At 62.7% G+C, this 24,780-nt stretch carries 23 protein-coding genes; 15 read left to right on the top strand and 8 right to left on the bottom strand.

Annotated elements, in window-relative coordinates; translation table 11 throughout:
* The first annotated feature begins 6 nt into the window (after nt 1–6).
* From U0029_RS15985 to U0029_RS15960, 6 genes are all read left to right on the top strand, one after another.
* On the top strand, nt 7–591 hold the full coding sequence (locus U0029_RS15985; RefSeq protein WP_012415932.1) for a DUF4390 domain-containing protein: 585 nt from the start codon (nt 7–9) through the stop codon (nt 589–591).
* Nucleotides 588–2,885 (top strand): sensor histidine kinase, encoded by a 2,298-nt coding sequence (locus U0029_RS15980; protein WP_012415933.1) that lies wholly within the window; start codon nt 588–590, stop codon nt 2,883–2,885. Before U0029_RS15985 ends, U0029_RS15980 begins: the two co-directional genes overlap by 4 nt.
* A gap of 11 nt (nt 2,886–2,896) precedes the next feature.
* Nucleotides 2,897–3,580: a response regulator gene (locus U0029_RS15975; RefSeq protein WP_012415934.1), complete on the top strand. Its 684-nt coding sequence runs from the start codon at nt 2,897–2,899 to the stop codon at nt 3,578–3,580.
* Nucleotides 3,577–4,956, top strand: a complete 1,380-nt coding sequence (gene trkA / locus U0029_RS15970; protein ID WP_012415935.1) for a Trk system potassium transporter TrkA — start codon at nt 3,577–3,579, stop codon at nt 4,954–4,956. Before U0029_RS15975 ends, trkA begins: the two co-directional genes overlap by 4 nt.
* 23 nt (nt 4,957–4,979) lie before the next feature.
* Nucleotides 4,980–6,449 carry a TrkH family potassium uptake protein gene (locus U0029_RS15965; RefSeq protein WP_012415936.1) on the top strand — a complete coding sequence of 490 codons (1,470 nt, stop codon included), beginning with the start codon at nt 4,980–4,982 and terminating at the stop codon, nt 6,447–6,449.
* A 367-nt stretch (nt 6,450–6,816) separates the two neighbouring features.
* On the top strand, nt 6,817–8,028 hold the full coding sequence (locus U0029_RS15960) for a YbdK family carboxylate-amine ligase (protein WP_012415937.1): 1,212 nt from the start codon (nt 6,817–6,819) through the stop codon (nt 8,026–8,028).
* A gap of 6 nt (nt 8,029–8,034) precedes the next feature.
* On the opposite strand, the gene U0029_RS15955 is transcribed toward U0029_RS15960, so the two are convergent.
* On the bottom strand, nt 8,035–8,964 hold the full coding sequence (locus U0029_RS15955) for a methyltransferase domain-containing protein (protein ID WP_012415938.1): 930 nt from the start codon (nt 8,962–8,964) through the stop codon (nt 8,035–8,037).
* A 53-nt stretch (nt 8,965–9,017) separates the two neighbouring features.
* Between U0029_RS15955 and U0029_RS15950 the strand changes: the two genes are divergently transcribed.
* Together U0029_RS15950 and U0029_RS15945 are read left to right on the top strand one after the other, a co-directional pair.
* A complete protein-coding gene (locus U0029_RS15950) occupies nt 9,018–9,785 on the top strand; it encodes a ComF family protein (RefSeq protein ID WP_367158537.1) in 768 nt (255 codons plus the stop codon).
* Nucleotides 9,786–9,835: 50 nt separating this feature from the next.
* The gene (locus U0029_RS15945; RefSeq protein WP_114851613.1) at nt 9,836–10,306 is read left to right on the top strand and encodes a tRNA (cytidine(34)-2'-O)-methyltransferase; all 471 of its coding nucleotides are present in this window, start codon (nt 9,836–9,838) and stop codon (nt 10,304–10,306) included.
* A 14-nt stretch (nt 10,307–10,320) separates the two neighbouring features.
* Here U0029_RS15945 and U0029_RS15940 read toward each other — a convergent pair whose 3' ends face one another.
* The 5 genes from U0029_RS15940 to U0029_RS15920 all read right to left on the bottom strand — a co-directional run bounded on the left by U0029_RS15940 (nt 10,321) and on the right by U0029_RS15920 (nt 13,747).
* Nucleotides 10,321–11,310 (bottom strand): Bug family tripartite tricarboxylate transporter substrate binding protein, encoded by a 990-nt coding sequence (locus U0029_RS15940; protein WP_114851614.1) that lies wholly within the window; start codon nt 11,308–11,310, stop codon nt 10,321–10,323.
* A gap of 36 nt (nt 11,311–11,346) precedes the next feature.
* Nucleotides 11,347–12,411 carry an NAD(P)H-dependent glycerol-3-phosphate dehydrogenase gene (locus U0029_RS15935; protein WP_012415942.1) on the bottom strand — a complete coding sequence of 355 codons (1,065 nt, stop codon included), beginning with the start codon at nt 12,409–12,411 and terminating at the stop codon, nt 11,347–11,349.
* A gap of 16 nt (nt 12,412–12,427) precedes the next feature.
* Nucleotides 12,428–12,946: a protein-export chaperone SecB gene (gene secB, locus U0029_RS15930; RefSeq protein ID WP_012415943.1), complete on the bottom strand. Its 519-nt coding sequence runs from the start codon at nt 12,944–12,946 to the stop codon at nt 12,428–12,430.
* A gap of 56 nt (nt 12,947–13,002) precedes the next feature.
* On the bottom strand, nt 13,003–13,260 hold the full coding sequence (grxC, locus tag U0029_RS15925; RefSeq protein WP_114851754.1) for a glutaredoxin 3: 258 nt from the start codon (nt 13,258–13,260) through the stop codon (nt 13,003–13,005).
* Between the two features lie 64 nt (nt 13,261–13,324).
* Complete coding sequence (locus U0029_RS15920) at nt 13,325–13,747, bottom strand: rhodanese-like domain-containing protein (protein ID WP_039051984.1); 423 nt, start codon at nt 13,745–13,747, stop codon at nt 13,325–13,327.
* 183 nt (nt 13,748–13,930) lie between these two features.
* Between U0029_RS15920 and gpmA the strand changes: the two genes are divergently transcribed.
* The 6 genes from gpmA to U0029_RS15890 all read left to right on the top strand — a co-directional run bounded on the left by gpmA (nt 13,931) and on the right by U0029_RS15890 (nt 20,687).
* On the top strand, nt 13,931–14,683 hold the full coding sequence (gpmA, locus tag U0029_RS15915; protein ID WP_012415946.1) for a 2,3-diphosphoglycerate-dependent phosphoglycerate mutase: 753 nt from the start codon (nt 13,931–13,933) through the stop codon (nt 14,681–14,683).
* 4 nt (nt 14,684–14,687) lie between these two features.
* Complete coding sequence (locus tag U0029_RS15910) at nt 14,688–16,274, top strand: murein hydrolase activator EnvC family protein (RefSeq protein ID WP_012415947.1); 1,587 nt, start codon at nt 14,688–14,690, stop codon at nt 16,272–16,274.
* 27 nt (nt 16,275–16,301) lie between these two features.
* Nucleotides 16,302–17,750: a S41 family peptidase gene (locus U0029_RS15905; RefSeq protein ID WP_039051983.1), complete on the top strand. Its 1,449-nt coding sequence runs from the start codon at nt 16,302–16,304 to the stop codon at nt 17,748–17,750.
* Nucleotides 17,747–18,496 (top strand): HesA/MoeB/ThiF family protein, encoded by a 750-nt coding sequence (locus tag U0029_RS15900; protein ID WP_012415949.1) that lies wholly within the window; start codon nt 17,747–17,749, stop codon nt 18,494–18,496. Before U0029_RS15905 ends, U0029_RS15900 begins: the two co-directional genes overlap by 4 nt.
* Before the next feature lie 79 nt (nt 18,497–18,575).
* Nucleotides 18,576–19,268: a FadR/GntR family transcriptional regulator gene (locus U0029_RS15895; protein ID WP_039052000.1), complete on the top strand. Its 693-nt coding sequence runs from the start codon at nt 18,576–18,578 to the stop codon at nt 19,266–19,268.
* Between the two features lie 6 nt (nt 19,269–19,274).
* Entirely contained in the window at nt 19,275–20,687 is a 1,413-nt protein-coding gene (locus tag U0029_RS15890) for an FAD-binding oxidoreductase (RefSeq protein ID WP_114851615.1), read from the top strand.
* A gap of 18 nt (nt 20,688–20,705) precedes the next feature.
* On the opposite strand, the gene U0029_RS15885 is transcribed toward U0029_RS15890, so the two are convergent.
* Nucleotides 20,706–21,677 (bottom strand): TerC family protein, encoded by a 972-nt coding sequence (locus U0029_RS15885; protein ID WP_012415952.1) that lies wholly within the window; start codon nt 21,675–21,677, stop codon nt 20,706–20,708.
* A gap of 107 nt (nt 21,678–21,784) precedes the next feature.
* Between U0029_RS15885 and U0029_RS15880 the strand changes: the two genes are divergently transcribed.
* Nucleotides 21,785–22,666, top strand: coding sequence for a LysR family transcriptional regulator (locus U0029_RS15880; RefSeq protein ID WP_114851616.1), 882 nt, complete (start codon nt 21,785–21,787; stop codon nt 22,664–22,666).
* Nucleotides 22,667–22,756: 90 nt separating this feature from the next.
* Here U0029_RS15880 and thiC read toward each other — a convergent pair whose 3' ends face one another.
* A complete protein-coding gene (thiC, locus tag U0029_RS15875; RefSeq protein WP_012415954.1) occupies nt 22,757–24,670 on the bottom strand; it encodes a phosphomethylpyrimidine synthase ThiC in 1,914 nt (637 codons plus the stop codon).
* Between the last annotated feature and the right edge of the window lie 110 nt (nt 24,671–24,780).

The raw sequence follows: 24,780 nt of genomic DNA, 5'->3' as shown, positions 1-24,780 counted from the left end.
AAGTTCATGATCGTTCGCCTATTTGTCGCCTTTGTGCTGGCTATCTCCCCGTTTTTTGCAAATGAGGGAGGGCAGGCTTACGCTGCGGAACCGCGCGTGACAACGATCGATCCCATCATCCAGGACGGGCGTCTGGCCATCAATGCTGATGTCGATTTTCCGCTGAACGATCAATTGCGCGACGCCGCACAACGGGGGCTGCCGCTTTATTTCACCGCCGACATCAAAATAAGCAAGGCGCGCTGGTGGTGGTTCGATCGCAGTATTGTCGATACCAGCCTGACCTGGCGGTTGAGTTATAACGCCTTGACCCGGCAATGGCGCGTCGGGCAGGGGGAGCTCTCTCTCAATGTCGCCTCACTCGACGAGGCCATGAATCTGGTGCGCCACATCCGTGACTGGAGGGTGGCCGACGCCGACGAATTCGAGGCCGGCGAGGTGTACACCGGGCAGTTGCGCCTGCGTCTGGACACCTCTTTGCTGGCGCGTCCCTTTCAGGTCAATGCCCTCAACAGCAGCGCCTGGACGGCGGGCACGCCCTGGCGTGATTTCTCCTTTACCCTTACCGAACCGGCGCGGAATCCCTCATGAGATTGTTGTTGCGCCTGGCCCTGGTGATCGGCGCCATCAGCGGCCTGTCATTGCTGGGCCTGTTGGCCTGGTCTACCGGCAACGCCTCGCGGCTGGCGCGCTATTACGACTTGCTCTTGGTCGTCAACGGTGTCTTCGCGCTGGCCATGTTCGTCTGGGTGGTCGCCCTCACGGTCCGCCTGGCGCGCCAGATCCGGCGCCGGCAATTCGGCGCCCGTCTGACGGCCCGTTTCGCTTTGGCTTTCGCCCTCATTGGCGTGGTGCCAGGGGCGCTGATCTATACGCTGTCGGTGCAGTTTCTGTCGCGCTCGATCGAGTCTTGGTTCAACGTCCGCGTCGATAATGCGCTCGAGGCCGGCCTGAATCTCGGCCGCGCGGCCCTGGATAACCAGTTGGCCGATCTGGATGCCAAGGCGCGTTCGATGGCCTCCGAGCTGAATAATCTGCCCGACGCCGAACTGTCTTCAGCCCTGAACCGCCTGCGTGAATCCAATGGTGTGCAGGAGGCCTTGGTGTTTACGGGCGGCGGACGTCCGCTAGCCTATTCCACCAACAAGCTGGGTCAGCTGGTGCCGCCCACGCCGCCTTCCGCCGTCATGAACCAACTGCGTCTGTCGCGGGGCTATTCCGCCGCCGAGGCTGACGAGCCCGGCATTCCCGGTTCCGAAGACGGCCTGCACCTGCGTGTCATCATTCCCCTGAATGCGCCGGTGCGCTTTGACAGCTCACTGGTGGGCGCGGGTGAGCCGCGCTGGTTGCAACTGGTGCAAAACGTACCCGAGCAGATTGCTCACAATGCCAACCGGGTACAGCAGGGCTTCCGAGACTACCAAGAACTTGCGTTATCGCGCACAGGTTTACGCAAGCTTTACGGCATTACGCTGACGCTAGCCCTGTTGTTGGCAGTCTTCGCGGCCATTGCGGTCGCGCTCTCGCTGTCCAAACGACTGGTGCGGCCGTTACTGACGTTGGCGGCGGGGACACAGGCCGTCAGCGTGGGGGACTACCGGCCGCTTCCCGAGCCGCCCGCCAACGACGAAATCGGCCATCTGACCCGCTCCTTCAATGCCATGACCCGCCAGCTCGATGAAGCGCGCCTCATGGTCGAGAGCAACCGCCGCCAGCTTGAACGCTCCAATGTCTACCTGGAAAGCGTGCTGGCCAACCTGTCTTCGGGGGTCGTGGCTTTTGATGAGTCCTTCCGCGTGACGACGGTGAACCAGGGCGCGCAGGATATTCTTCAGGCCGATTTGCGCTCCGTCGTCGGCCGGCCGCTGGAAACCATCGATGGCATGCTGGAGTTCGCCCACATTGTTCGCGATGCCTTCTCGGCCCATGCGGCGGTGGGTTCAGAGCGCCAGCACTGGCAGCAGCAATTCGAGATCACGCCGGGGCAGCCCGGAGCGCAGCCGCTTATTCTGCTGGCGCGCGGCACGCATCTGCATGTGGACGGTCGGGGCAACGGCTATCTGGTGGTGTTTGACGACATTACCGAGGTCATCTCCGCGAATCGCACCATGGCCTGGGGTGAAGTTGCGCGGCGCCTGGCGCATGAAATCAAAAATCCGCTCACGCCGATTCAGTTGTCCGCCGAGCGTCTTGCCATGAAGTTGGCCGGCCACCTGCCGCCGGCCGAAGCCCAGATGCTTGCGCGTGCGACCAATACCATCGTCAACCAGGTGGGCTCGCTCAAGCAGATGGTGGACGATTTCCGCGAATATGCCCGCACCCCCCCTGCCGTCATGCAGCCGATTGATTTCAATGGGCTGGTGGCCGATGTCCTATCCCTCTATGGTTGGGACCCGGCTGATGGGCAGCCGCGCCATGGCGGGCCGAAGTTCGAGGTGTCGCTGGCCGAGGGCTTGCCCGTGATTGAGGGCGACAGCACCCAGTTGCGCCAGGTCATCCACAACCTTCTGACCAATGCCCGGGATGCCGTGAGCGACAAGGCTGAAGCGGCGATAATTCGCGTTGTCACCCAGTTGACCCCTATCCCGAATTCGGATGGGTCTGAAACTGCAGCGCTGCGTTTTACCGTCGCTGACAATGGCGCGGGCTTCCCGCCGCAGGTTATGCAGCGTGCTTTTGAGCCGTACATCACCACGAAAGCACACGGGACTGGGTTAGGATTGGCAATTGTGCGTAAGATCGTGGAAGAGCATGGCGGGCGAATTGATCTCGCCAATCGCAAAGAAGGTGGCGCCAGGGTGTCTATCTTGTTGACCCGCCTGGCGAGAGCGTCCGATACTATGGACGAGACCTTGCAACAAAAGCATAATGCGGCTACGCAATAGGTGAAAGGTTTATGGCCAGAATTCTGGTGGTCGACGATGAGGTTGGCATTCGCGAACTGCTGTCGGAGATTCTTTACGACGAAGGACACACTGTCGAATTGGCGGAAAACGCGGCCCAGGCCCGTGCCGCCCGCTTGCGGTCGCGCCCGGATCTGGTTCTGCTGGATATCTGGATGCCCGACACCGATGGGGTGAGCCTGCTCAAAGAATGGGCGTCTCAAGGTCTGCTCGACATGCCCGTCATCATGATGAGCGGTCATGCCACGATCGACACGGCCGTGGAGGCCACGCGCATCGGCGCGATGGATTTCCTCGAAAAACCCATTACCTTGCAGCGTCTGCTCAAGACCATCGCTGCAGGTTTGGCGCGTGGCCGAGTGCCCGGGCCTTCATCGACGCCCGCGCTCAACACGATGCCTGCGGCCGTTCTCACCGACGAACTGGACCCGGCGCCAGCCCTGGCTCATCCCGTCGCGAGCGAGACCGCCAGCAACGGCCAGCTAGGCAGCATTTCGCTCGATCAACCGCTGCGCGAAGCCCGCGATGAGTTCGAGCGCATCTATTTCGAGTACCACCTGGTGCGCGAGAACCACAGCATGACTCGCGTGTCCGAGCGCACTGGTCTCGAACGCACCCATCTCTACCGCAAGCTCAAGCAACTCGGCATCGAATCCGCACGCAAGCGGAGCTCATGAAGATCCTCATCGTTGGTGCCGGCCGTGTCGGAACCAGCCTGGCCGAAAACCTGGTATCGGAGGAGAACGACATCACTGTGGTAGATATCCACGGTGGTCAGCTCCGCTATCTTCAGGATCGTTTCGATCTGCGCGTCGTCCAGGGCGACGCCACGCAGGTGTCCGTGCTGGAAAGCGCCGGCGCGGCCGATACCGACCTCTGCATCGCTTGCGCGGCCTCTGACTCGATCAATATGGTGGTCTGTAAGATCGCCAGGCAGTTGTTCAATGTGCCGCGCCGTATCGCCCGTATCCGCATGCCGGAATTCGCCGAGCATCCTGAACTGATGGGCGATGAGGGCTTTTGCATCGATGCCCTGATCAGCCCCGAGCGCAGCGTCACGACCTATCTGCACAGCCTCATCGAGTTTCCCGAGGCGCTGCAAGTCGTGGAATTTGCCGAGGGCAAGCTCAGTGTGGTGACGGCGCGCGTGGGCAGCGGCAGCCCGATGGCGCACACGCCTGTCGATAAGCTGCGTGAAGTGTGGCCTGACGTCACGGCACGCATTATCGAAGTGCTGCGCGACGGCCGGCCCTTGCATGCGGGGCAGCGCACGGTCATCGCCCCGGGCGATGAGGTGGTGCTCATGGTCGATAGTCGTCATGCTCGCCGTGCCGTGCGCAAGCTGCGTGAGGCCGAGAAGTCCGTGCATCGCGTCATGATCGCCGGCGGCGGTAATATCGGCCTGCGTCTGGCCCGCCAACTTGCCGAAGAAAACTACAGCGTGCGCATCATCGAACGTGACGCCAAGCGTTGCGAACACCTGGCGGCCGAACTCCCTTCCAGCGTTCTGGTTCTGCATGGCAGCGGCACCGACGAATCCCTGCTGGAGCGCGAGAACATCCAGGATATGGACACCTGGCTGGCTCTCACCAGCGATGACGAAGACAACATCATGTCTTCGCTGCTGGCCAAGCGTTTGGGCGCGCGCAAGGTCGTGGCGCTCATCAACCGCCCGGCCTATGGCGAACTCATGCAGGGCAGTCATATCGACATCGCCGTGTCGCCCTCGCAGGCCACCATTAGCGAACTGCTGCGCCATGTGCGCCGGGGCGATGTGGTTGCCGTGCACCGTCTGCGCCAGGGCGTGGCCGAGGCGCTGGAGGCCGTCGCGCACGGCGATCGCTCGACATCCCGGGTGGTGGGGCGGCGGGTCGGTGACATCAGCCTGCCCAAAGGGGCCCTCATTGGCGCACTGGTGCGTGAGGACGAAATTCTGCTGCCTGATGCGGATACGGTCATTGAATCGGACGACCATGTGATTGTCTTCGTCCCGAGCCGGCAGCAAATGGCGCGGGTGGAAAAGCTGTTCCAGGTATCCGCTTCCTTCTTTTAATTTCTTCGCCCCTGCCTCCCACCATGAAGCGTCTGCTGGCGACCTGCTATGTGCTTGGATTGACCATGGTGGTGTTCGCGCTCACCATGCTGATCCCTTTGGGGCTGGCCGTCTGGGAGAACGACGCCGGACAGCAGGCGTTCGCCAGGGGTTTCGCCATCGCCATCGGCAGCGGCTTAGCCGTCTGGCTGCTGGCGCGCCGTTGGCGCAGCGAATTGCACGCGCGCGACGGTTTTTTGCTTGTTTCGGTCGTATGGGCGGCGCTGCCGCTCCTGGCGGCATTGCCTTTGCTGCTGTATTTCCACGATGTCGGTAAGCCCCTGTCGTTTACGCACGCCTATTTTGAGGCGATGTCCGGACTGACGACTACCGGTGCAACCGTGCTCACGGGCTTGGACGAGTTGCCGCATTCCGTCAACCTCTGGCGCGTGACCCTGATCTGGATCGGCGGCATGGGTATTTTGGTGCTGGCGGTGGCGATTCTGCCGCTGCTGGGGGTTGGCGGCCAGCAGGTGGTGCGCGCTGAAACACCCGGTCCCATGAAAGACGAGCGTCTGACGCCTCGCATCGCCAGCACGGCCAAGGCGCTGTATGCCGTCTATTTCGGTTTCTCCATTCTCTGCTTTCTGGCCTACCGGGCCGTCGGCCTGCCCTGGTTCGACGCCTGGGCGCATATGGCGACCACCATGGGGCTCGGCGGATTCTCTATCTATGACAGCGGCTTTCTCAAATTCGACTCGGTATCGGTCGAGATGGTCGCCATCGTATTCATGCTGATTTCGGGCATTAACTTCGCCACGCACTTCAATGCCTTGCGTCAGCGCAGCTTTAAACCCTATCTATCCTGCCCGCAGACCCTACCCTATCTCACTGTCGTGCTGGGCGTGGGTCTGCTCATCTCGGCTTATCTCTACATTCGGCACGTTTATACCGATCCGCTGCAAGCGCTGCGTTACGGCATGTTCAACACCGTGTCGGTTGCGACCACGACGGGCTTTGCCAACACGGATTACGCCACCTGGCCGCTGTTTGCGCCGCTGACCATGCTGTTATTGGGAGCCTTCGCCACGTCCGCAGGGTCTACCGGCGGGGGGATCAAGATGATCCGGGTCATTCTGCTGGTAAAGCAGGCTCGCAATGAACTCATCACCATGTTGCATCCCCATGCGGTCAGTCCGGTGCGCATCGGCAGCCGTATCGTCGATCAGCGCGTCATGTTTTCGGTGCTGGCGTTTATGCTGGTCTACGGCTTGTCCATCGGGGTGGTGAGCAGTCTGCTGCTGCTCTCGGGGCTCGATCTGAGCACGGCCTTTTCCGCCGCGATGGCCATGATCAACAACATCGGGCCTGGTCTGGGCATACTGGGTCCCATGGGCAACTACGGTGTCCTGAGCGACTTCCAGATCTGGGTCTGCACCTTTGCCATGCTGATCGGCCGACTGGAGTTGCTGACAGTGCTGGTCCTGTTCACTCCCTGGTTCTGGCGGAAATAGGTCGGCTGTTACAAACGGCCAGAAAACCCGTCCGGAGACGGCCAAAAGAGCGGGAATCTTCACAGGATAACCCTAATCTAGGGTTATCCCTTGCACTGTGTAAACCCAATATTGGCGCGGGTCGGCGCCTTGCGCCGGGCGCTTTCCCGCGTCAATGCTCGAGTGTGAGCGTTCGCTTTCATTCCTGGCAGAGGGAAAAATTCTTCTTGCTGCCAACTTGCTGACAAATGTCACGAATTTCACCCTTTTCTGTCGTAAATCAGCGGCTATCATGCAAGCGCTAGACGCCGTTTATCACCCCCTGGCTTGCTTCCAGGCCTCAAGGTCATACGGCGCTCTTCTCAACAGTCTTCACAAGGAGCCGGAGATGGAACAGATTCCGTTTGTATCCTCGTCCCCCAACACCTTGGGCATTGAGCTGGAACTTCAATTGATCGATCCTGCGGGTTTCGATCTGGCGGCGGCCTCGGATGAGCTGCTGGCTCAACTGGCCAATCATCCTGTGGCCGACCGTATCAAACCCGAAATCACCCGCTCGATGATCGAGCTGAATTCTTCGGTTCATGAGCACCCTGCTGGTCTGCTGGCCGAGATGCGTGAAATGCGTGATGCCCTGTGCGAGGCCGCGGATGCCGTAGGGGTGTCCGTCAGCGGTGGCGGCACCCATCCCTTTATGCGCTGGCAGGAGCGCACCATCTCCGATACCCCCCGCTTTCAATACCTGGCCGAAATGTACGGTTATCTGGCCCGCCAGTTCACCGTATTCGGCCAGCATATTCACCTCGGTGTGCCGTCGGGTGATGCCGCTGTGCGCCTGGTGCATGGCCTGTCGCCCTATGTGCCGCATTTCATCGCCCTGTCGGCTTCTTCGCCATATCGGGAAGGGGTGGACACCCTGTTTTCCTGCGCCCGTCTCAATGCCGTCAATAGCTTTCCGCTGGCCGGACATCTGCCACCCGAGGTGGCCGATTGGTATCACTTCGAGGCGCATATCGCTCAGTTGCGCGCCAGCGGCCTGGCGGAAAGCATCAAGGATCTTTACTGGGACATCCGTCCCAAGCCGGAATTCGGCACCGTCGAAATCCGCGTTTGCGACACCCCGCTGACGGTCGAGCGGGCCTGCCAGTTGGCGGCTTTCGCTCAGGCGCTGGCGGTGTTGCTGGAGCGTGAGCCTTCGCCGCCCACTCAGGCCTGGCTGGCTTATCGCAGCAATCATTTCCAGGCCTGCCGTTTCGGGCTGCATGGCAGCTATGTCACGCCGGGCGGCCAGCGGGTGCGTTTGGCTGACCATCTGAAAGCCCTGTTTGTCCGCCTGATGCCTGTGGCCGAAGAGCTGGGCACCACGGATATATTGCAGTCCTTGCGCGATGAGATGCAGCGCGGCGGCAATGACGCTCGCTGGCTGCGAGCGCAATTCCATCGCACGCGGGAATTGTCCGGCACGGTCGAGGCCATGACACAGGTGTTCCGGGGCGAGTCCGCTGCTCAGCGGCGTGCGCCGCAGGCCGCGCGCCGCCGCATCCGGGCAAGTTCCGAGCCGCTTGGCCCGATGTCAATGTGGCCGGAACGTCTGCACTGAGCAGGCTCAGAGCGTTTCGCTGCGCCGCCCGCCGATGGCACTGACCGACAACCGTGTTTCGCCGGGCGCGGCTCTGTGGGTGGCCGCCCGCCAGGCGTGGCCGTAAGCCACTTCGATCGTCAGAGAGATACGTCCATCCGGGCCGCGCAAGGCTTCCAGCGCGTCGCAAAGACGGGTGCGCCAGGCGCGGCTAGTCAGCCCGGCTCGCCGGCCACGGGCGGGGTTGCCGCCCAGCGCGCGCACATCTTGCAGCAGTTTGTCGGGGGTGGCATAGGTCAGGGTCAGGATTTCCTGGTCCATTACTGGATCAGCAAAGCCGTTCTCGACCAGCAGATCGCCAAAATCATGCATGTCCACGAACGCCGGTGTTGCGGTGGCCAGTCCGGCGTCGTCCAGCGCCTGGCGCAACTCGCGCAGCGTGGCGGGTCCCAAACAGGAGAACATGGCCAGGCCGCCTACGCGCAAAATACGCCGCCATTCGACCAGCACGGCATGGGGGGTCGGATGCCAATGCATGGCCAGATTGGACCAGACCAGGTCGAACGACTCCGGTGCCAGCCCCGTCGCGGCGAGATCGGCCTGCGTGAATTGCACGGGCGACTTGCCCCGGCCGGTGAGCTTGCCCACCAAGGCCGACAGCCCCGCAGGCTGAAAGCGCTGGCGAGCGATGGCCAGCAGCGGCGCGCAATGATCCAGCCCGGTGTAACTGGCCTGGGGGTAGCGTTCTCGCAGCAGCGGCAGGTTGTCGCCCGCGCCGCAACCGGCATCGAGCAGAGCTTGGGGCTGTAGGCGGATATAACCCAGTCTGCCCATCATGCGGCGGGCGATTTCACCGTAGAGAAACTGCGCTTCAGATAGATCGCCACGCCGCGCGAACTGGCGGCTGACATCCAGAGAGCTGAGAGGAAGGTCGGGAAGGGGCGTTGACTGGGACATGGGCGTGCAATGACGCGCCACGCAGGCGCGCCGATATGATGAGATGACGGACCGTGCCCGCCAACGACATTATGGCCTATCAGCTACCTGTCCCCTGCTATAACCCCTGCCGGCTGTCATGGCGTTGGCCCACCCGCTGTCCCTTGTGTGATAGCCATGCCCGCGGCGGACGGCTTTGCGGGCCTTGCGCGCGGGATGTCACCGCCACCATGCGCGGCGCCGCGCCGCGCTGCCCCGCCTGCCGCGCACGCCTGCCGGCGGCGGCGGGCCTCTTGTGCGCCGGCTGTTTGCGGCGCAAGCCCCGCTGCGGCCAGGTTGTTGCGGCTTTCGACTACGAGCTGCCCGGCGACAGCCTGATCCGGGCATACAAGGGGCAGGGCCGCTTGAGCCTCACCCCTGCGCTGGGCGCGCTCATGGCGATGGCCTGGCGCGCCCGCGGCCCAGATCTTCCCTTGCTGCTGGTGCCGATGCCGGCCTCACCCGCCGCTTTGCGGCGGCGCGGCTTCAATCCGGCAGCCGAGCTGGCCGCCGTCGTGGCGCAATGCCAGCGCCTGCCCTTATCGCGGTATGGCCTGCGGCGCACCCGGATACGGACGTCTCAAACCGGGCGCGGCCGGCGGGCTCGCTGGCGCGGTTTGCGAGGTTTGTTTGTGGCCGATGCGGCCCTGGCTGGTCGCGATGTCTTGCTGATCGATGACGTCATCACCACCGGAGCGACCGCTCATGCTGCCGCGCTGGCCTTGCGCCGCGTGGGTGCCCGCTGCGTGGGCGTACTGGCGGCGGCGCGCACGCCGGCGCCAGGCTGGCAAAATACGCCCTAGATTCCCTAGACCCAGCGCCTGGTCACTCCAGGCTCGCCCGTTCAAACGCCATGTTTCACGTCATTCTTGTCTGCCCCGAAATTCCGCCCAATACGGGCAACGCCATCCGGCTTTGCGCCAATACCGGCGCGCAGCTGCACCTGGTGCGGCCGCTGGGCTTCGAGCTGGACGACACGCGCTTGCGCCGCGCCGGGCTGGATTATCACGAATGGCAGCCCATGAAAGTCCACGACGATCTGCCCGCCGCCCTGGCCGCCACGGGCGCGCCGCCCGAGCGCATTTTCGCTTTGACGACGCAGGGCGCACGTAGCGCCGCCGGTATGCAGTATCAGCGGGGTGATGTTTTTGTGTTTGGCCGGGAAACCGCAGGCCTGTCGCCGGAACATGTGGCGCTGTTTGCGCCGGGCCAGTGCTTGAGGCTGCCCATGCGGCCCGGGCAGCGCAGCCTCAATCTGTCCAATGCCGTCGCCGTGACGGTGTTCGAAGCCTGGCGTCAGCAAGGCTATGAAGGCGGGGAGTAAGCCCGCCGCCGGCATCAGTCGAGCGACAGGTTCAGGCTGTCGATCACGCGGTCCCAGCGCGCTTTCTCGCTGCGAATCCGCTGCGTCAGCGCTTCAGGGGTCGAGGGGGCCGGTGTGAAATACTGCAAAAGCATCTGCTTGCGCACGGCATCGCTGTTGATAATGCGCGCCAGTTCGCTGTTCAGGCGTTCGATGATGGGCGTGGGCGTGCCGGCCGGGGCCAAAACGGCATTCCAGGAAATGGCTTCGAACCCCGGATAGCCTTGCGAGGCCATGGTCGGGATACCGGGCAGCGCTTCGCTGGGCTCCAGGCTGGTGATGGCGAGCGCCTTGACGCGTCCATCCTTGGCTTGCGGCATGGCGATGGCGGGCACCATAAAGGCGGCCTGGATGTCTCCGCTGATAATGCCCGCGATAACCTGCGGGAAGCCCGGATAGGGGATCTGCGTCAGGTCGATCTTGGCTTCCTGCTTGAACATCTCCATGGCGAGGTGGGCCGAACTGCCTGGGCCGACCGAGCCGTAATTCATCGAGCCGCCACGCTGGCGGGCCAGCTTCACGAACGCTTCCACGTTGTCCACGCCCAGGCTGGCAGGCACGGTCAGCACATTGGGGCTGGTGGCCACCAGCGTGATGGGCGCGAGGTCTTTCAGCGGGTCATAGCCCAGCGTGCGCTTGTACAGCGTGGGCGCGGTCACCAGCGGACCATTGATGGTATACAGCAAGGTGTAGCCGTCGGGCTTGGCTTGCGACACCAAGCGCGTGCCGATATTGCCGCCTGCGCCGGGTTTGTTGTCGACCACGATGGGCTGTCGCAGGGCTTGAGACAGCGGCTCGGCAATCGTGCGCGCCAGCAGGTCGGGCGACGAGCCGGGCGGGAAGGGCACCACCAGATGAATCGGGCGGTCGGGCCAGGATGCATGGGCGGCTACGGGCAGCAGGGCGCTGATCAGGCCCAGGCCCAGACCGCGTTGCAAGCGGTTGAACAGGCGTGCGAAAGACATGGAAAAGGCTCTCCTCGGGTTTGTGTGCAGGCCCTGTCAGGGCTGAACGTCGGTGCTGCCTTCTTGGCGCGCTTCGCGCGCCAGCAGCGCGGAGACGGCGGTCATGGGGGCGACGCCCTCGAACAGTACCGCGCAGACGGCTTCGGTGATCGGCAACTCAACGCCCAGCGAGTGGGCGCGCGCCAGTGCGGCGCGCGCGCAGCGCACGCCCTCGGCGGTAACGCCGCTGGCGAGAATATCGTCGAGCTTGCGGCCCGCGCCGATCTCCAGGCCCACGCGCCGGTTGCGTGACAGTTCGCCGGTTGCGGTCAGCACCAGGTCGCCTAGACCGGTCAGTCCGGCGAAGGTATCGGCGCGGGCGCCCAGCGCCAGGCCAAATCGGGTCATCTCGGCCAGGCCTCGTGTGATGAGCGCGGCGCGGGCATTGGTGCCCAGGGCCAGGCCATCGGAAATGCCACAGGCCACGGCGATGACATTTTTCAGAGCGCCGCCCATTTCCACGCCCGGCACATCCTGGCTGGCGTAGACGCGCACGGCCGCGCCATGCAAGGCGGCCGTGACGGCACGGATGACGCGCTCATGGCGGCTGGCCACCGTGAGGGCCACAGGCAAGCCTTGAGCGACTTCGCGGGCGAACGAGGGGCCGGACAGCACGCCGCAGGCCATGCCAGCCAGCTCGCCGACGCTGGCGTGCACGATCTCGTGCGGCAGACGGGCGCTGTCGGTTTCAAAACCCTTGCAGGTCCAGACGATGGGGGTGCGGATCATGCCGCGCAAGGGCAGGCGTAAGGCCAACTCGGCCATGATGCTGCTCATGCCGGCGACGGGCACGCCAAGAATGATGAGCGCCTGATCAGGATCGGTGCCCAGAAAATCCAGGGCTTGATCCAGATCGGCACTGAATCGCAGCGCAGCCGGTAAGGCTACGCCAGGCAGATATCGGGTGTTTTCGCGTTCGATGCTCAGGCTGGCTGCCTGAGCCGCGCCGCGCGCCCACAGCAGGGTGGGGTGGCGGCGTGAGGCCGCCGCCGCCAGGGCCGTGCCCCAACTGCCCGCACCGAGAACGGCGATGCGCAAGGAAGGGGCATTGGTCGTGACCATGGCGGCTGGGGAGGTATTACTGGCGGGTGGCGCTGGGCGGCAGGATGATGCCGGAATCAGCGCTTTGTTCCTGCTGCTGAGCCATTTCAGCCAGACGTTGCTCGTACAGAGCCTGGAAATTGACCTCAGTCAGGTGCAGCGCGGGCAGCGAGGTGCGCGTGATGGCATCGGCGACGTTGGCGCGCAGGTAGGGGTAGAGCATGGTCGGGCAAACGATGCCCAGGATGGGGTCCATTTGCTCGGGCGGGATGTTGGCCAGTTCGAAAATGCCGGCCTGGGTGCCTTCAACCAGATACAGCACCTTGTCGTTGACACGGGTGGTCACGGTGACAGTCACGGTCGATTCGAACACGGTTTCGGCCAGACGCTGGCCACCGACATTGATGGTCACTTCGACTGCCGGACCTTCCTGCTCCAGGAAGATATGCGGCGCATTCGGCATTTCCACCGACAGGTCTTTCAGATATACGCGCTGCAGATTGAAGGCAGGCGCTTCGGAGCCGGTTTGTTGGGTGTTTTGGTCTTGGTCGGCCATGAGAGACTCCGGTTTGGAAGGGTAAGGCGTTGAAGGAGCTGTAGCGCTTTGCGCGATCAGCCGTTTAGCAAGGGAAGCAGGCCGCCTGAGCGGTCCAGCGCCTGAAGGTCGTCGCAGCCGCCCACATGGGTGTCGCCGATGTAAATCTGCGGCACGGTGCGGCGGCCTGTACGTTCGATCATGACGTCGCGCTGAGCGGGATCGCGATCGATCTGGATTTTCTCGATTTCGGTCACTCCGCGTTGACGCAGCAGCGCTTCCGCCCTGGCGCAATACGGGCAGTAATCCTTGCCATACATAACGACTTTTTGCATGAGCATCCCTTAATCGAAAGCAGAATAGGACCAGGGGTTGAATCTTAGTCCTAAGTGGAGGGTTTTAGCCTTTTTGCGTGACAGGCAAATTAGCGGCGTACCAGGCGCGCATGCCACCTTGCAGCGTTCTCACATCGGTCAGGCCCAGCGCCGCCAGGCGTTTGGCGATGCGCGGCGAGGTGCGGCCCTGTTCGCAGACCACGATGAGCGGCTTGTTCTTAGGCAGCGCGGCGGCTTTCTTTTCCAGATCATCGGCCGGAACGCTGCGGGCCTGGGCGATATGGCCGGCCTGGAATTGTTCAGCCGGGCGTACATCTACCCAGACCGCTTGCTGATGGTTGACCATCTGGATGGCCGCGCCGGTGTCCAGCGCCGCGCCGGCACCGCCCTTGCGCAGGCCGGACACGAGGAGCATGAGGCCAGAAACCACGGCCACGGCCACGATAAAGATATTGTTCTTGTCGATCAAAAATTGCAGAAAATCCACGGAACATCCTGAAGTGCGGCACCCCGAAACCCGGACCGGAAACCCGGTTCAAGCGGCTGGGGAGCCAGATGGCGACGGCCAGGCGACAAATCGCGCCGGAAAGGCAAAGCCTGGGGCAAAATCACTCAATTATAAAATGACCCCATTGTTCAACTCCAACCCGCGCGAATTGCGCCCCTAATCATGTACAAACTCGTCCTCATGCGCCACGGCGAAAGCCAGTGGAATCTGGAAAACCGTTTCACTGGCTGGACTGACGTCGACCTGACCGAAGTCGGTCGCGAGCAGGCCCGCCGTGCCGGCGAATTGCTCAAGCGTGAAGGTTATACCTTTGACCTGGCCTATGCTTCGGTCCTCAAGCGCGCCATCCGCACCCTCTGGATCGCCCTGGACGCCATGGACGCCATGTACACCCCGGTAGGCCTGAACTGGCGGCTGAATGAACGCCACTACGGTCAGCTCCAGGGCCTGAACAAGGCCGAGACGGCCGCCAAGTACGGCGACGAACAGGTGCTGATCTGGCGCCGCGCCTACGCCATCGCGCCCGAGCCTCTGGACATCGACGATCCGCGTCACCCGCGCTTTGACAGCCGCTACGCCAAGATTCCGGCTGAGCAACTGCCCGCCACGGAATGCCTGCGCGACACCGTCGCCCGCGTGCTGCCCTTCTGGAACGAATCCATTGCGCCGGCCATTCGGGCCGGCCGCCGCGTGTTGGTCGCCGCTCACGGCAACAGCTTGCGCGCCCTGATCAAGCACCTGGACAATATCTCTGACGACGCTATCGTCGAACTGAATATCCCCACCGGGCAGCCGCTGGTCTATGAGCTGGATGAAAATCTGCGCCCGATTCGCCATTACTATCTGGGCGATGCCGCCGAGATTGAAGCGGCGATGGCGGCCGTTGCCGCTCAAGGAAAGGCAAAGAAGGACTGATCGCATGCGGTTCGCAGCGGGTTTGCTGAGTTTGGCTGTGGCGGCGCTGGCGCCGGCCGCAGTGCAGGCGGCGTCGGCCGATTTGGCCAACCGCCAGTCGGAAGCCGAGCGCCAGCAGGCCGCGCTGCGCACACGTATCGATTCTTTACAAAAGACCATCGATGAGCGTGAGGCCGCCCGCAAAGAGGCGGCCGATGCCCTCAAAGTCTCGGAGTCGGCGATTTCCTCGATCAACCGGCGTCTGCGCGAGCTGGCTGACAGCGGCCGTCAGGCCGAGAGCGATCTTGCCTCGCTTGAAAAGCAGGCCGCCAGCCAGACCGCGGTCTTGCAAGAGCGCCGCGCGCAATTGGCGGACCAGCTCAAGGCGCAGTATCAGAATGGCCTGTCGCCCTGGACCGAATTGTTATCCGGGGGCGATCCCCAGGAGCTTGGCCGCAATCTGGGCTATCTGGAGTATGTATCTAAGGCCCGGGCCCAGGCGGTGCGGGAAGTGCGCCAGGACATCGACCGCCTGGCCGCGCTGCAAAAGCGGGCCGATGCCCGCCGCACGGATCTGCAGCGGCTCTTGGCAGAGACGGATGTCGAGAAGGCGGCCCTGCTCACGCAACAGAAAGAACGCGCCACCTTGCTGGCAAAATTAGAGGGACAGATCGAGGCGCAGCGCGCCGAGGCGGCACGCCTGGGGCGCGATGATCAGCGCCTGTCTCATCTGATTGACGACCTCGGTACCGCGATTGCCCGTCAGGCGGAAGAAGAGGCCCGCCGGCGCGCGGCCGAAGAGGCCCGCCGCAAAGCGGAAGAAGCGCGCAAGGCCGAAGAAATTCGCAAGGCCGAGGTCGCTCGTAAAGCCGAGGCCGTTCGCAAGGCAGAGGAAGCGCGCAAAGCAGAGCAAGCCCGACGGGCCGAAGCGGCGCGCCAAAGCCAGGAGGCCCAGCGTAGCCAAGACGCCAAGGAGGCGGCTCGTGTGCGCGAGCAGGCCGAAGCGGCGCTGGAGCGCGGGCGCGGGCCCGGGCCTGCGGTGGTGGCCGATCCTGAGGCGGCGGGTTTGCGGCCTGCCGAGGCCGCGCATCCGCGTTTGGTAGAAACTCGAGAACCCATTGTTGAAAAAGCGGTCCAAGCTCCTAAACAGGACGCCGTCAAGCCGGCGGAGCCGGCCAAGCCTGCCGCCGCTCGCGAAGACACCCGCCCGCTGGTGGGCGGTGGCAATGGTTTACGACGTGGTTTGCCGCCGCCCGTCAAAGGTCAGATTCAAGGCCGATTTGGTGTCGGCCGGCCGGAGGGCGGCGTTTGGAGAGGTATCGTCTTGCGCGCTGCGGAGGGTACGCCGGTCAAAGCGGTTGCTCCGGGCACCGTGGTTTATGCAGAATGGCTGCGGGGCTTCGGTAACCTCATTATTGTTGATCACGGGCAGGAATACTTGACCGTCTACGCCTATAACCAGAGCTTGCTCAAGCGGGTGGGCGATCGCGTCGCAACGGGCGATACTATTGCTACCGTCGGCGCAACCGGCGGCCAGGTGGAATCGGGCCTATACTTTGAAATTCGCCATCGTGGCGCTCCGGTGGACCCAGCTCAGTGGCTGGCCCAGTAACTCCGGCATCAAATTCAGGATGTGTGCATGAGCACTCGCAAGTTTCGCGGTTTCGGTCTGGTCGCCACGGGCGTCGTGGCAGGCGTACTGTTAAGTGTGGGCGTGACTGCCGTCGCACAGCGCGGCAATCCGCTTCCGCTCGATGAGTTGCGCCAACTGACCAATGTCTTTTCGGCGATCAAAAACAACTATGTCGAGCAGGTCGACGACAAGGCGCTGATCGGTAATGCCATTTCGGGCATGGTCTCCAACCTAGATCCGCACTCGGCCTACCTGGATGCTGACGCCTTCCGCGAGATGCAGACCGCCACGCAAGGCGAGTTTGGCGGCCTGGGTATTGAAGTCGGCGCCGAAGACGGCTTCGTCAAGGTGATTTCACCCATCGAAGATACTCCGGCCGCGCGCGCGGGCATCATGGCGGGCGACCTCATCATCAAGATCGACGACACCCCGACCAAGGGCATGTCGCTCAATGACGCCGTCAAGCTCATGCGCGGTAAGCCCAAGTCGCCCATCACCCTGACCATCGTGCGCGCGGATCATCCGCAACCCATCGTGGTTAAGATCGTGCGCGACGTCATCAAGGTGCGCAGCGTGCGCAGCAAGATGCTCGATGACGGCGTGGCCTATGTGCGTATCGCCCAGTTCCAGGAAAAAACCGGTTCCGATCTTGCCCGCCACCTGCGCGAGCTGGGCGCCAAGGGCGCGCCCAAGGGCCTGGTCCTCGATCTGCGCAATGATCCGGGCGGCCTCCTGACCAGCGCCATCGGCGTGTCGGGTGCTTTCCTGCCGGCGGATTCCTTGGTGGTCTCCACGGACGGCCGCACCCCGGACTCGCGTCACAAATATCTGGCCACGCCCTCGGAGTTCGCTCGCGGCGAAGGCAATTACCTGGCCGACCTGCCCGAATGGACCAAGACCGTGCCCATGGTGGTGCTGGTGAACGTCGGCTCGGCTTCGGCCTCCGAAATCGTGGCTGGCGCCCTCCAGGATCACAAGCGCGCCAAGGTTCTGGGCAACCGCACCTTCGGCAAGGGTTCCGTGCAGGTTATTCTGCCGCTGTCCGAAAGCACGGCGGTCAAGCTCACGACCTCGCGCTACTTCACGCCCAGCGGCCGCTCCATTCAGGCCACGGGTATCGAACCCGACTATGTCGTGGCCGATACGGCCGATGGCGATTTGTTCCGTCTGCCGCGTGAGGCCGATCTTCAACGCCATCTGTCCAACCAGCAGACCAGCTCCGAAGTGAAGTCCAACCCGAACGACAACACCGAAGCGCCCGTGGGCAAGGTGTTCGAGTTCGGCGGCAAAGATGATTTCCAATTGCAACAGGCGATCAATGTTCTGCAAGGCAAGCCGGTGCAGAAAGGGTCGGCCCGCGCTCAGGCCAAGGCCGATATCAAGCCCAATGTGTCTGGCAAGACCGAGCGCTTGACGATCACGCCGTCCGGAGTCGAGCCCGCTGGCAAGCAATGAACGATCAGCAACTGCTGCGCTATGCCCGGCACATCCTGCTCGATGACCTCGGCGTCGAAGGGCAGGAAGCCTTCCTGGCGACCAAGGTACTGATCATCGGCGCGGGCGGCCTGGGCTGTCCCGCCGCGCTTTACCTCGCCACGGCGGGCATCGGCCATATCACGCTGGTCGATGATGACGTCGTCGAGCTATCCAATCTTCAGCGCCAGATTCTGCACACGACTGCCAGCCTCGGGCGGCCCAAGGCCGAGTCCGGCCGTGACATGCTGGCGGCCTTCAACCCCGAGGTCGTCGTCACGCCTAGGGTCGAACGCCTTGAAGGCGAAGCGCTGGCCGAAGCCGTGGCGGCCGCCGATATCGTGCTCGATTGCTGCGACAACTTTGCCACGCGCCACGCCATCAACCGCGCTTGCGTGCGGCATCGCAAGCCACTGGTTTCCGGCGCGGCCATCCGCTACGACGGCCAGATCAGTACCTATGATCTGCGGCGCGACGACACCCCCTGTTATCACTGCCTGTTTCCCGAGGCGGATGAGGCGGAAGAAATAAGTTGCGCCACCACGGGTGTTCTGGCGCCCCTGGTGGGCATCATCGGCGCCATGCAGGCTGCCGAGGCGCTCAAGCTGGCTTGCGGTCTGGGCGAGACGCTGGCGGGCCGCCTGCTTCAGCTCGATGTGCGTAGCATGCAATGGCATAGCGTGAACGTGCCGCGCGACCCGGATTGCCCAGTCTGTCGTCAGCGCTGACTTCCGTGCGCGCTCCACACCTGCCTGTGGTCGATAAAAGTTATCAGATAACCTGAATAATTTGGCCTATAATCCGGCCATGCAGACTCAGACCTTGACCGAACAAGTCGCTCGCCAGCTCGCCGATGCCATTGGGCAGGGCGTGTATCCCGTGGGTGACAAACTGCCCTCCGGGCGTGCCCTGGCCGAACATTATGGGGTCAGCGCAGCGGTCATCCGCGAGGCGACTGAACGGCTGCGTTCGCAAGGCCTGGTGCGCACCCGTCAGGGTTCGGGCTGCACGGTCATTGCCCGCACGGGCGTGCAAGGTTTTCAGGTGCCGCCAGGCATGGACCGCGCAGCATTGGGGGCAGTCTATGAACTGCGCATGGATCTTGAGGCTGGCGCGGCGGCGCTGGCGGCTCAACGCCGCGACAGCGCGGATCTGCGCGCCATGGATAACGCTTTAGCGACGCTGGGCCACCATCTGGAGGACCCGGTCCAGGGGGGGGAGCACGATGTCGCCTTTCATCTGGCGGTGGCCAGCGCGACCCATAACGATCATTACCAACGCCTGCTGCAATACCTCAATCTGCAACTGCGTCAGGCCGTCACCACCGCCCGCGCCAATACGGCCCGCCAGCAGGGTTTGGCGCGCGCCGTGCATGACGAACACATCGCTGTTTTCGAGGCTATCCGCAATGGCGATGCCGACGCGGCCCGTATCGCTGCGCTGCGTCATCTGCGCAACGCTGCCTCCCGTTTGCAGCTCGACTTTTCTCTCACTGATTGACCTCTCATGAGCCAGAACACCTTTGCTGAACGCCTGACCCAAGCCCTCGGCCCCGATGTGGTGCTGACCCGTCCGGAAGATATTGCGCCGTGGCTGTCCGACTGGCGTGGCCTCTATCAGGGCCAGGCCCAGGCGGTGGTGCGCCCGCGTACGACCGAAGAGGTCTCGCGTTGCCTGGCGCTTTGCCAGGCCGAGGGCGTGCCGGTTGTGCCGCGTGGCGGTAACACGGGCTTGTGTGGGGCCGCGACCCCGGACGCCTCGCCCGTCAATGTGGTGTTGAGTCTGGATCGCATGAATGCCATCCGTTCCGTGGACACCATCGCCAACACCATGGTGGCCGAAGCGGGTTGCATCCTCGGCAACCTGCGCCGCGCTGCCCAGGACGCCGGCCGCCTGCTGCCCTTGAGTCTGGCCGCCGAGGATTCCAGCCAGATTGGCGGCAACGTCGCCACCAATGCGGGCGGCGTCAATGTCGTGCGTTACGGTATGACCCGCGAACTGGTGCTGGGTCTGGAAGTCGTGCTGCCTACCGGCGAAATCTTTCATGGTTTGCGCACTTTGCGCAAAGACAATACCGGCTATGACCTGAAACAGCTATTGATCGGCTCCGAAGGCACCCTGGGTGTGATTACTGCGGTTGCGCTACGCTTGTTCCCTCGCACGGATGTGCGTTCGGTCGTGCTGGCGGCTGTCGAGTCGCCCGCTCAGGCGCTCTCGCTTTACGAACTATTGTTCCAGGCCTGCGGGGCCCGTTTGCAAGCCTATGAATTCTTCACGGGTGATTGCCTCGACCTGGTTTTGCGCCACGCCGAAGGCGTACAGGAGCCTTTCCCGCAGCGCTATCCGGCCTATGTGCTGATGGAGCTGGCCGATACCGAGGACGAAAACGCCCTGAATGAATTGCTCGAACGCGTGATCGGGCGTGCCCTGGAAGAGGGCCTGTGCCTGGATGCCGCCGTATCCGCCTCGCTGGCGCAATTGCAGGCGCTGTGGAAACTGCGCGAAGAAATCTCGGAGGCCCAGCGCGCCGATGGACCGCACCTCAAGCACGATGTGTCTTTGCCGATCGAGAAAATTCCGGAATTCATGCAGACGGCTCAGCAACGCGTGAAAGCGCTCGATCCGAACATCCGGCTGTATATCTTTGGCCATTTTGGCGATGGTAATTTGCACTACAACCTGTCCCGTCCCGAAGGGGCGCCGCGCGAATGGGCCGCAGCGCAAGGCGCTCGCGTGACCGATGTCGTGCTCGACGAAGTGCACCGTTATGGCGGCAGCATCAGCGCCGAACATGGCATCGGTCAACTCAAGCGCGAGCATTTCCTTCACACCAAGGACCCGCTCGAACTGCGTGTGATGGCCGGTATCAAGCGTCTGCTCGATCCGGCCGGCATCATGAACCCTGGCAAGTTGCTCTGATGTCTGGGCAGGCCGGTTTTAGCCGGCCTGCTCCTGCGCCCGGGTCTTCCACAGCGAATACAAAATGCCTGCGGCGATCAGGCCGAACGTAACCGAGAGCGACAGGACGGCGGGCACTTTACCGATCAGACCGTGCAGGAAGATCTTGCCGCCGATGAACACCAACACAAGCGCCAGCGCATACTTCAGATAATGAAAGCGGTGTATCAGCGCCGACAGGGCGAAGTACAAGGCGCGCAGACCCAAAATGGCGAAGATATTGCTGGTGTAGACAATGAAGGGGTCGGTCGTGATGGCAAAAATGGCCGGCACCGAGTCCACCGCGAACAGCAGATCGACAAATTCGATCAAGACCAGGGCTAAGAGCAAAGGCGTGGCGAAACGTGTTTTGCGTTGCGTGACCGGGTCGGTTTCCACGACCGTGAAGGCATTGCCGCGCAGATCATCCGTCACCCGCATGCGTCGCTTGAGAAACTTCAGGATGGCATTGTTGGCAATGTCCGGTTCCTCGTCCACCATGCGCCACATCTTGACGCCGGTGTAAACCAGAAACGCGCCGAATACATACATCACCCAGCCGAACTGGCTCACCAGCGCGGTGCCCAGGCCGATCATCAAGGCGCGCAGCACAATCACGCCCAGAATGCCCCAAAAGAGCACGCGATGCTGATAGCGGCGAGGTATCGCAAAATACGAAAAAATCAGCGCGATCACAAAGACGTTGTCCATGGATAGCGATTTTTCGATCAAAAAGCCGGTGTAATAGGCCATGCCGCTTTCGGCGCCCATCTGCCACCATATCCCGCTGCCAAACAGCAATGCGGCCGCGATATAGCCGGCCGAGAGCAACAGGCTCTCACGCACGCCGATTTCGCGCTCATCCTTGTGCAGCACGCCCAGGTCAAAAGCCAGCAAGGCCACGACGACGCTGAGAAACAGCAGCCAGCTCCACACCGGCGTGCCGAGAAAGTCATTCATAAGAAACGTCATGAGGCGTATCCCGTTGGTGATCGAAGTGCGCATCATCCCTGTAGTGAGCTGATCTATAAATCAGCAATAAATTGAGTTATGGTTCGTAAAAACCGAAGTAAAAACTCATGCTCAACTACCGCCATCTTTACTATTTCTGGGCAGTTGCCAAAGAGGGCGGATTCGCCCGGGCAGCCGAGCGTCTGGATATGGCTATCCAGACCATTAGCGCGCAGGTGCGCGAACTGGAGCGCAGCCTGGGCCATCAATTGCTCAAGCCGCATGGGCGTGGCGTGGCGCTCACCGAGGCTGGCGAGGCCGCTTTTGCACGGGCCGAAGAGATTTTTCAGATCGGTCAGTCTTTGGCTGACGAGGTGCGGGCGGCCGCCAGCCGGCCCATACAGCGGCTGGCTATCGGCCTGTCAGACGGGATTTCCAAGCTCGCCGTGCATGCCTTGCTACAGCCTGTGCTCGATACGCCGGACTTACGGTTGATCTGTCACGACGGCGAGGTCGACGAATTGCTGGGTGAACTGGCGCGCCATCATCTCGATCTCGTACTGACCGGGCAAGGTGCGCCGCCGAATCCGAATCTGCGCTTGAGCAGCGAACGTCTAGTGTCCTCGCCGGTGGACTGGTATGGCCCGGTGCGCTGGACGCGGCGCAATGATGTCAGCGGCTTTCCGCAGACGCTGGCACGCCTGCCCGTGCTCTTGCCGACCCGCCATGCCGTCTTGCGGCAGACGCTGGATCGTTGGTTCGAAGAGCAGGGCATCGTGCCGCATGTCGTCGGCGAATTCGAGGACAGCGCGCTCATGGCCGTATTCGCCGTAAGAGGGCTGGGCGTTTTCCCGCTCAGCCGTCTGGGGGGCGAAGGGCTGCTCAATAACTTGCGCCTCTTGGGGCGCTGTGACGGTGCGCATGAAGAGATTCATGCCATCCGCAATCGGCGCGGCCAGCGGCATCCGCTGGTGCAGCGCATTCTTGAGCAGGCAGCGACTTCCTCCTGAACCGCCTGGCAGCACATGGCTCATGTTGCCGGCCCCCGCGTCATCCTTGGCCCGGCGCCTGCTTGCCGGGCTGCGGCCTCGGGGCCGAGTCTAGCTCCGGTGATACACCTCGGCGCCCTTTTTCACGAACTCGATCGCCTTTTCCTGCATGCCCTGTGTCAGGGCCTGCTGCGCCGAAACCCCCTGGCTGGCCGCGTACTCCCGCACGTCCTGCGTGATCTTCATGCTGCAAAAGTGCGGTCCGCACATCGAGCAAAAGTGTGCCACCTTCATCGAATCCTTGGGCAGGGTTTCGTCATGGAATTCCTTGGCGGTATCCGGGTCCAGCCCCAGGTTGAACTGGTCATCCCAGCGGAACTCGAAGCGTGCCTTTGACAACGCGTTGTCGCGCACGGCAGCGCCCGGATGGCCCTTGGCCAGGTCGGCGGCATGGGCGGCGATTTTGTACGTGATGATGCCGTCCTTGACGTCTTTCTTGTTGGGCAGGCCCAGGTGTTCCTTGGGCGTCACGTAACACAGCATCGCGGTGCCATACCAGCCGATGAGCGCTGCGCCGATGCCCGAAGTGATGTGGTCGTAGCCTGGAGCGATATCGGTTGTCAGAGGGCCCAGCGTATAGAAGGGGGCTTCATGGCAGTGCTCTAGCTGCAGCTCCATGTTCTCCTTGATCATCTGCATCGGCACATGGCCCGGGCCTTCGATCATCACCTGCACATCGTGTTTCCAGGCCACCTGAGTCAGTTCGCCCAGCGTCTTGAGTTCGGCGAACTGGGCTTCGTCATTGGCGTCATAGCCCGAACCGGGACGCAGGCCATCACCCAGCGAGAAACTCACATCGTAGGCTTTCATGATTTCGCAGATTTCCTCGAAACGCTCATAGAGGAAGCTCTCCTTGTGATGCGCCAGACACCACTTGGCCATGATGGAGCCGCCACGCGACACGATGCCCGTCATGCGGTCGGCCGTCATGGGAATGAAAGGCAGACGCACGCCGGCATGGATCGTGAAATAGTCCACCCCCTGTTCGGCCTGCTCGATAAGCGTGTCGCGGAAAATCTCCCAGGTCAGCGCTTCGGCCTTGCCATCAACCTTCTCCAGCGCCTGATAGATCGGCACGGTGCCGATTGGCACAGGCGAGTTTCGGATAATCCATTCGCGGGTTTCATGAATATGCTTGCCGGTCGACAAGTCCATCACCGTGTCGCCACCCCAACGAATGGCCCAGGTCATTTTTTCGACCTCTTCACCAATGCCCGAACTCACGGCCGAGTTGCCGATGTTGGCGTTGATCTTGACCAGGAAATTGCGGCCGATGATCATCGGCTCGACTTCCGGGTGGTTGATATTGGCCGGGATAATGGCGCGGCCGCGCGCGATCTCATCGCGCACGAACTCCGGGGTGATGGCCGCAGGGATCGCGGCGCCGAACGATTGCCCCGGATGCTGGCGCAGCAGACGGCGCGCCATTTTTTCGCCCTCGGGACCGCTGGCGCGCAAAGATTCGATGTAGTGCTCGCGGCGCAGGCTTTCGCGTATGGCCACGTATTCCATCTCGGGTGTCACGATGCCGCGGCGTGCATAGTGCATCTGCGTCACGTTGGCGCCGTCCTTGGCGCGGCGCGGCGGGCGGCGCAGATCAAAACGCATGGCCGTCAGTTGGGGGTCTTGCAATCGTGCGCGGCCATAGTCGCTCGTCGGACCTGCCAGCAGTTCGACATCGCCACGTTCCTCGATCCAGGCGCGGCGCAGTTCCGGCAGGCCCCGGCGGATATCGATATGAGCCTGCGGATCGGTATAGGGCCCGCTGGTGTCGTAAACCGTCAGCGGCGGATTCCGTTCCCCACCGAACATGGTCGGCGTATCTTGCTGTTCGATTTCGCGAAAGGGGACGCGGATATCCGGGCGTGAGCCGGTCTCATAGATCTTGCGCGATTTCGGGAGGGGGGCGACGGCGGCTGCGTCAACTTCAGCCGTGGCGGCGAGGAATTTGGGATTGGCGTTCATGAAAGCTCCAAAACAAAAATGGAGCCGAATAGGGATGGCTTACGCGCGGGCAGGCCGCGACTAAGACGCTCCCAGCATCGGCATTATCCGTACTGGTACAAAGGGACTCT

The organism is Bordetella avium, from assembly GCF_034424645.1.
Lineage (GTDB): Bacteria > Pseudomonadota > Gammaproteobacteria > Burkholderiales > Burkholderiaceae_B > Bordetella > Bordetella avium.
The sequence above is the reverse complement of the archived record's forward strand: the minus strand, read 5'-3'. Positions and strand labels throughout refer to the sequence as shown.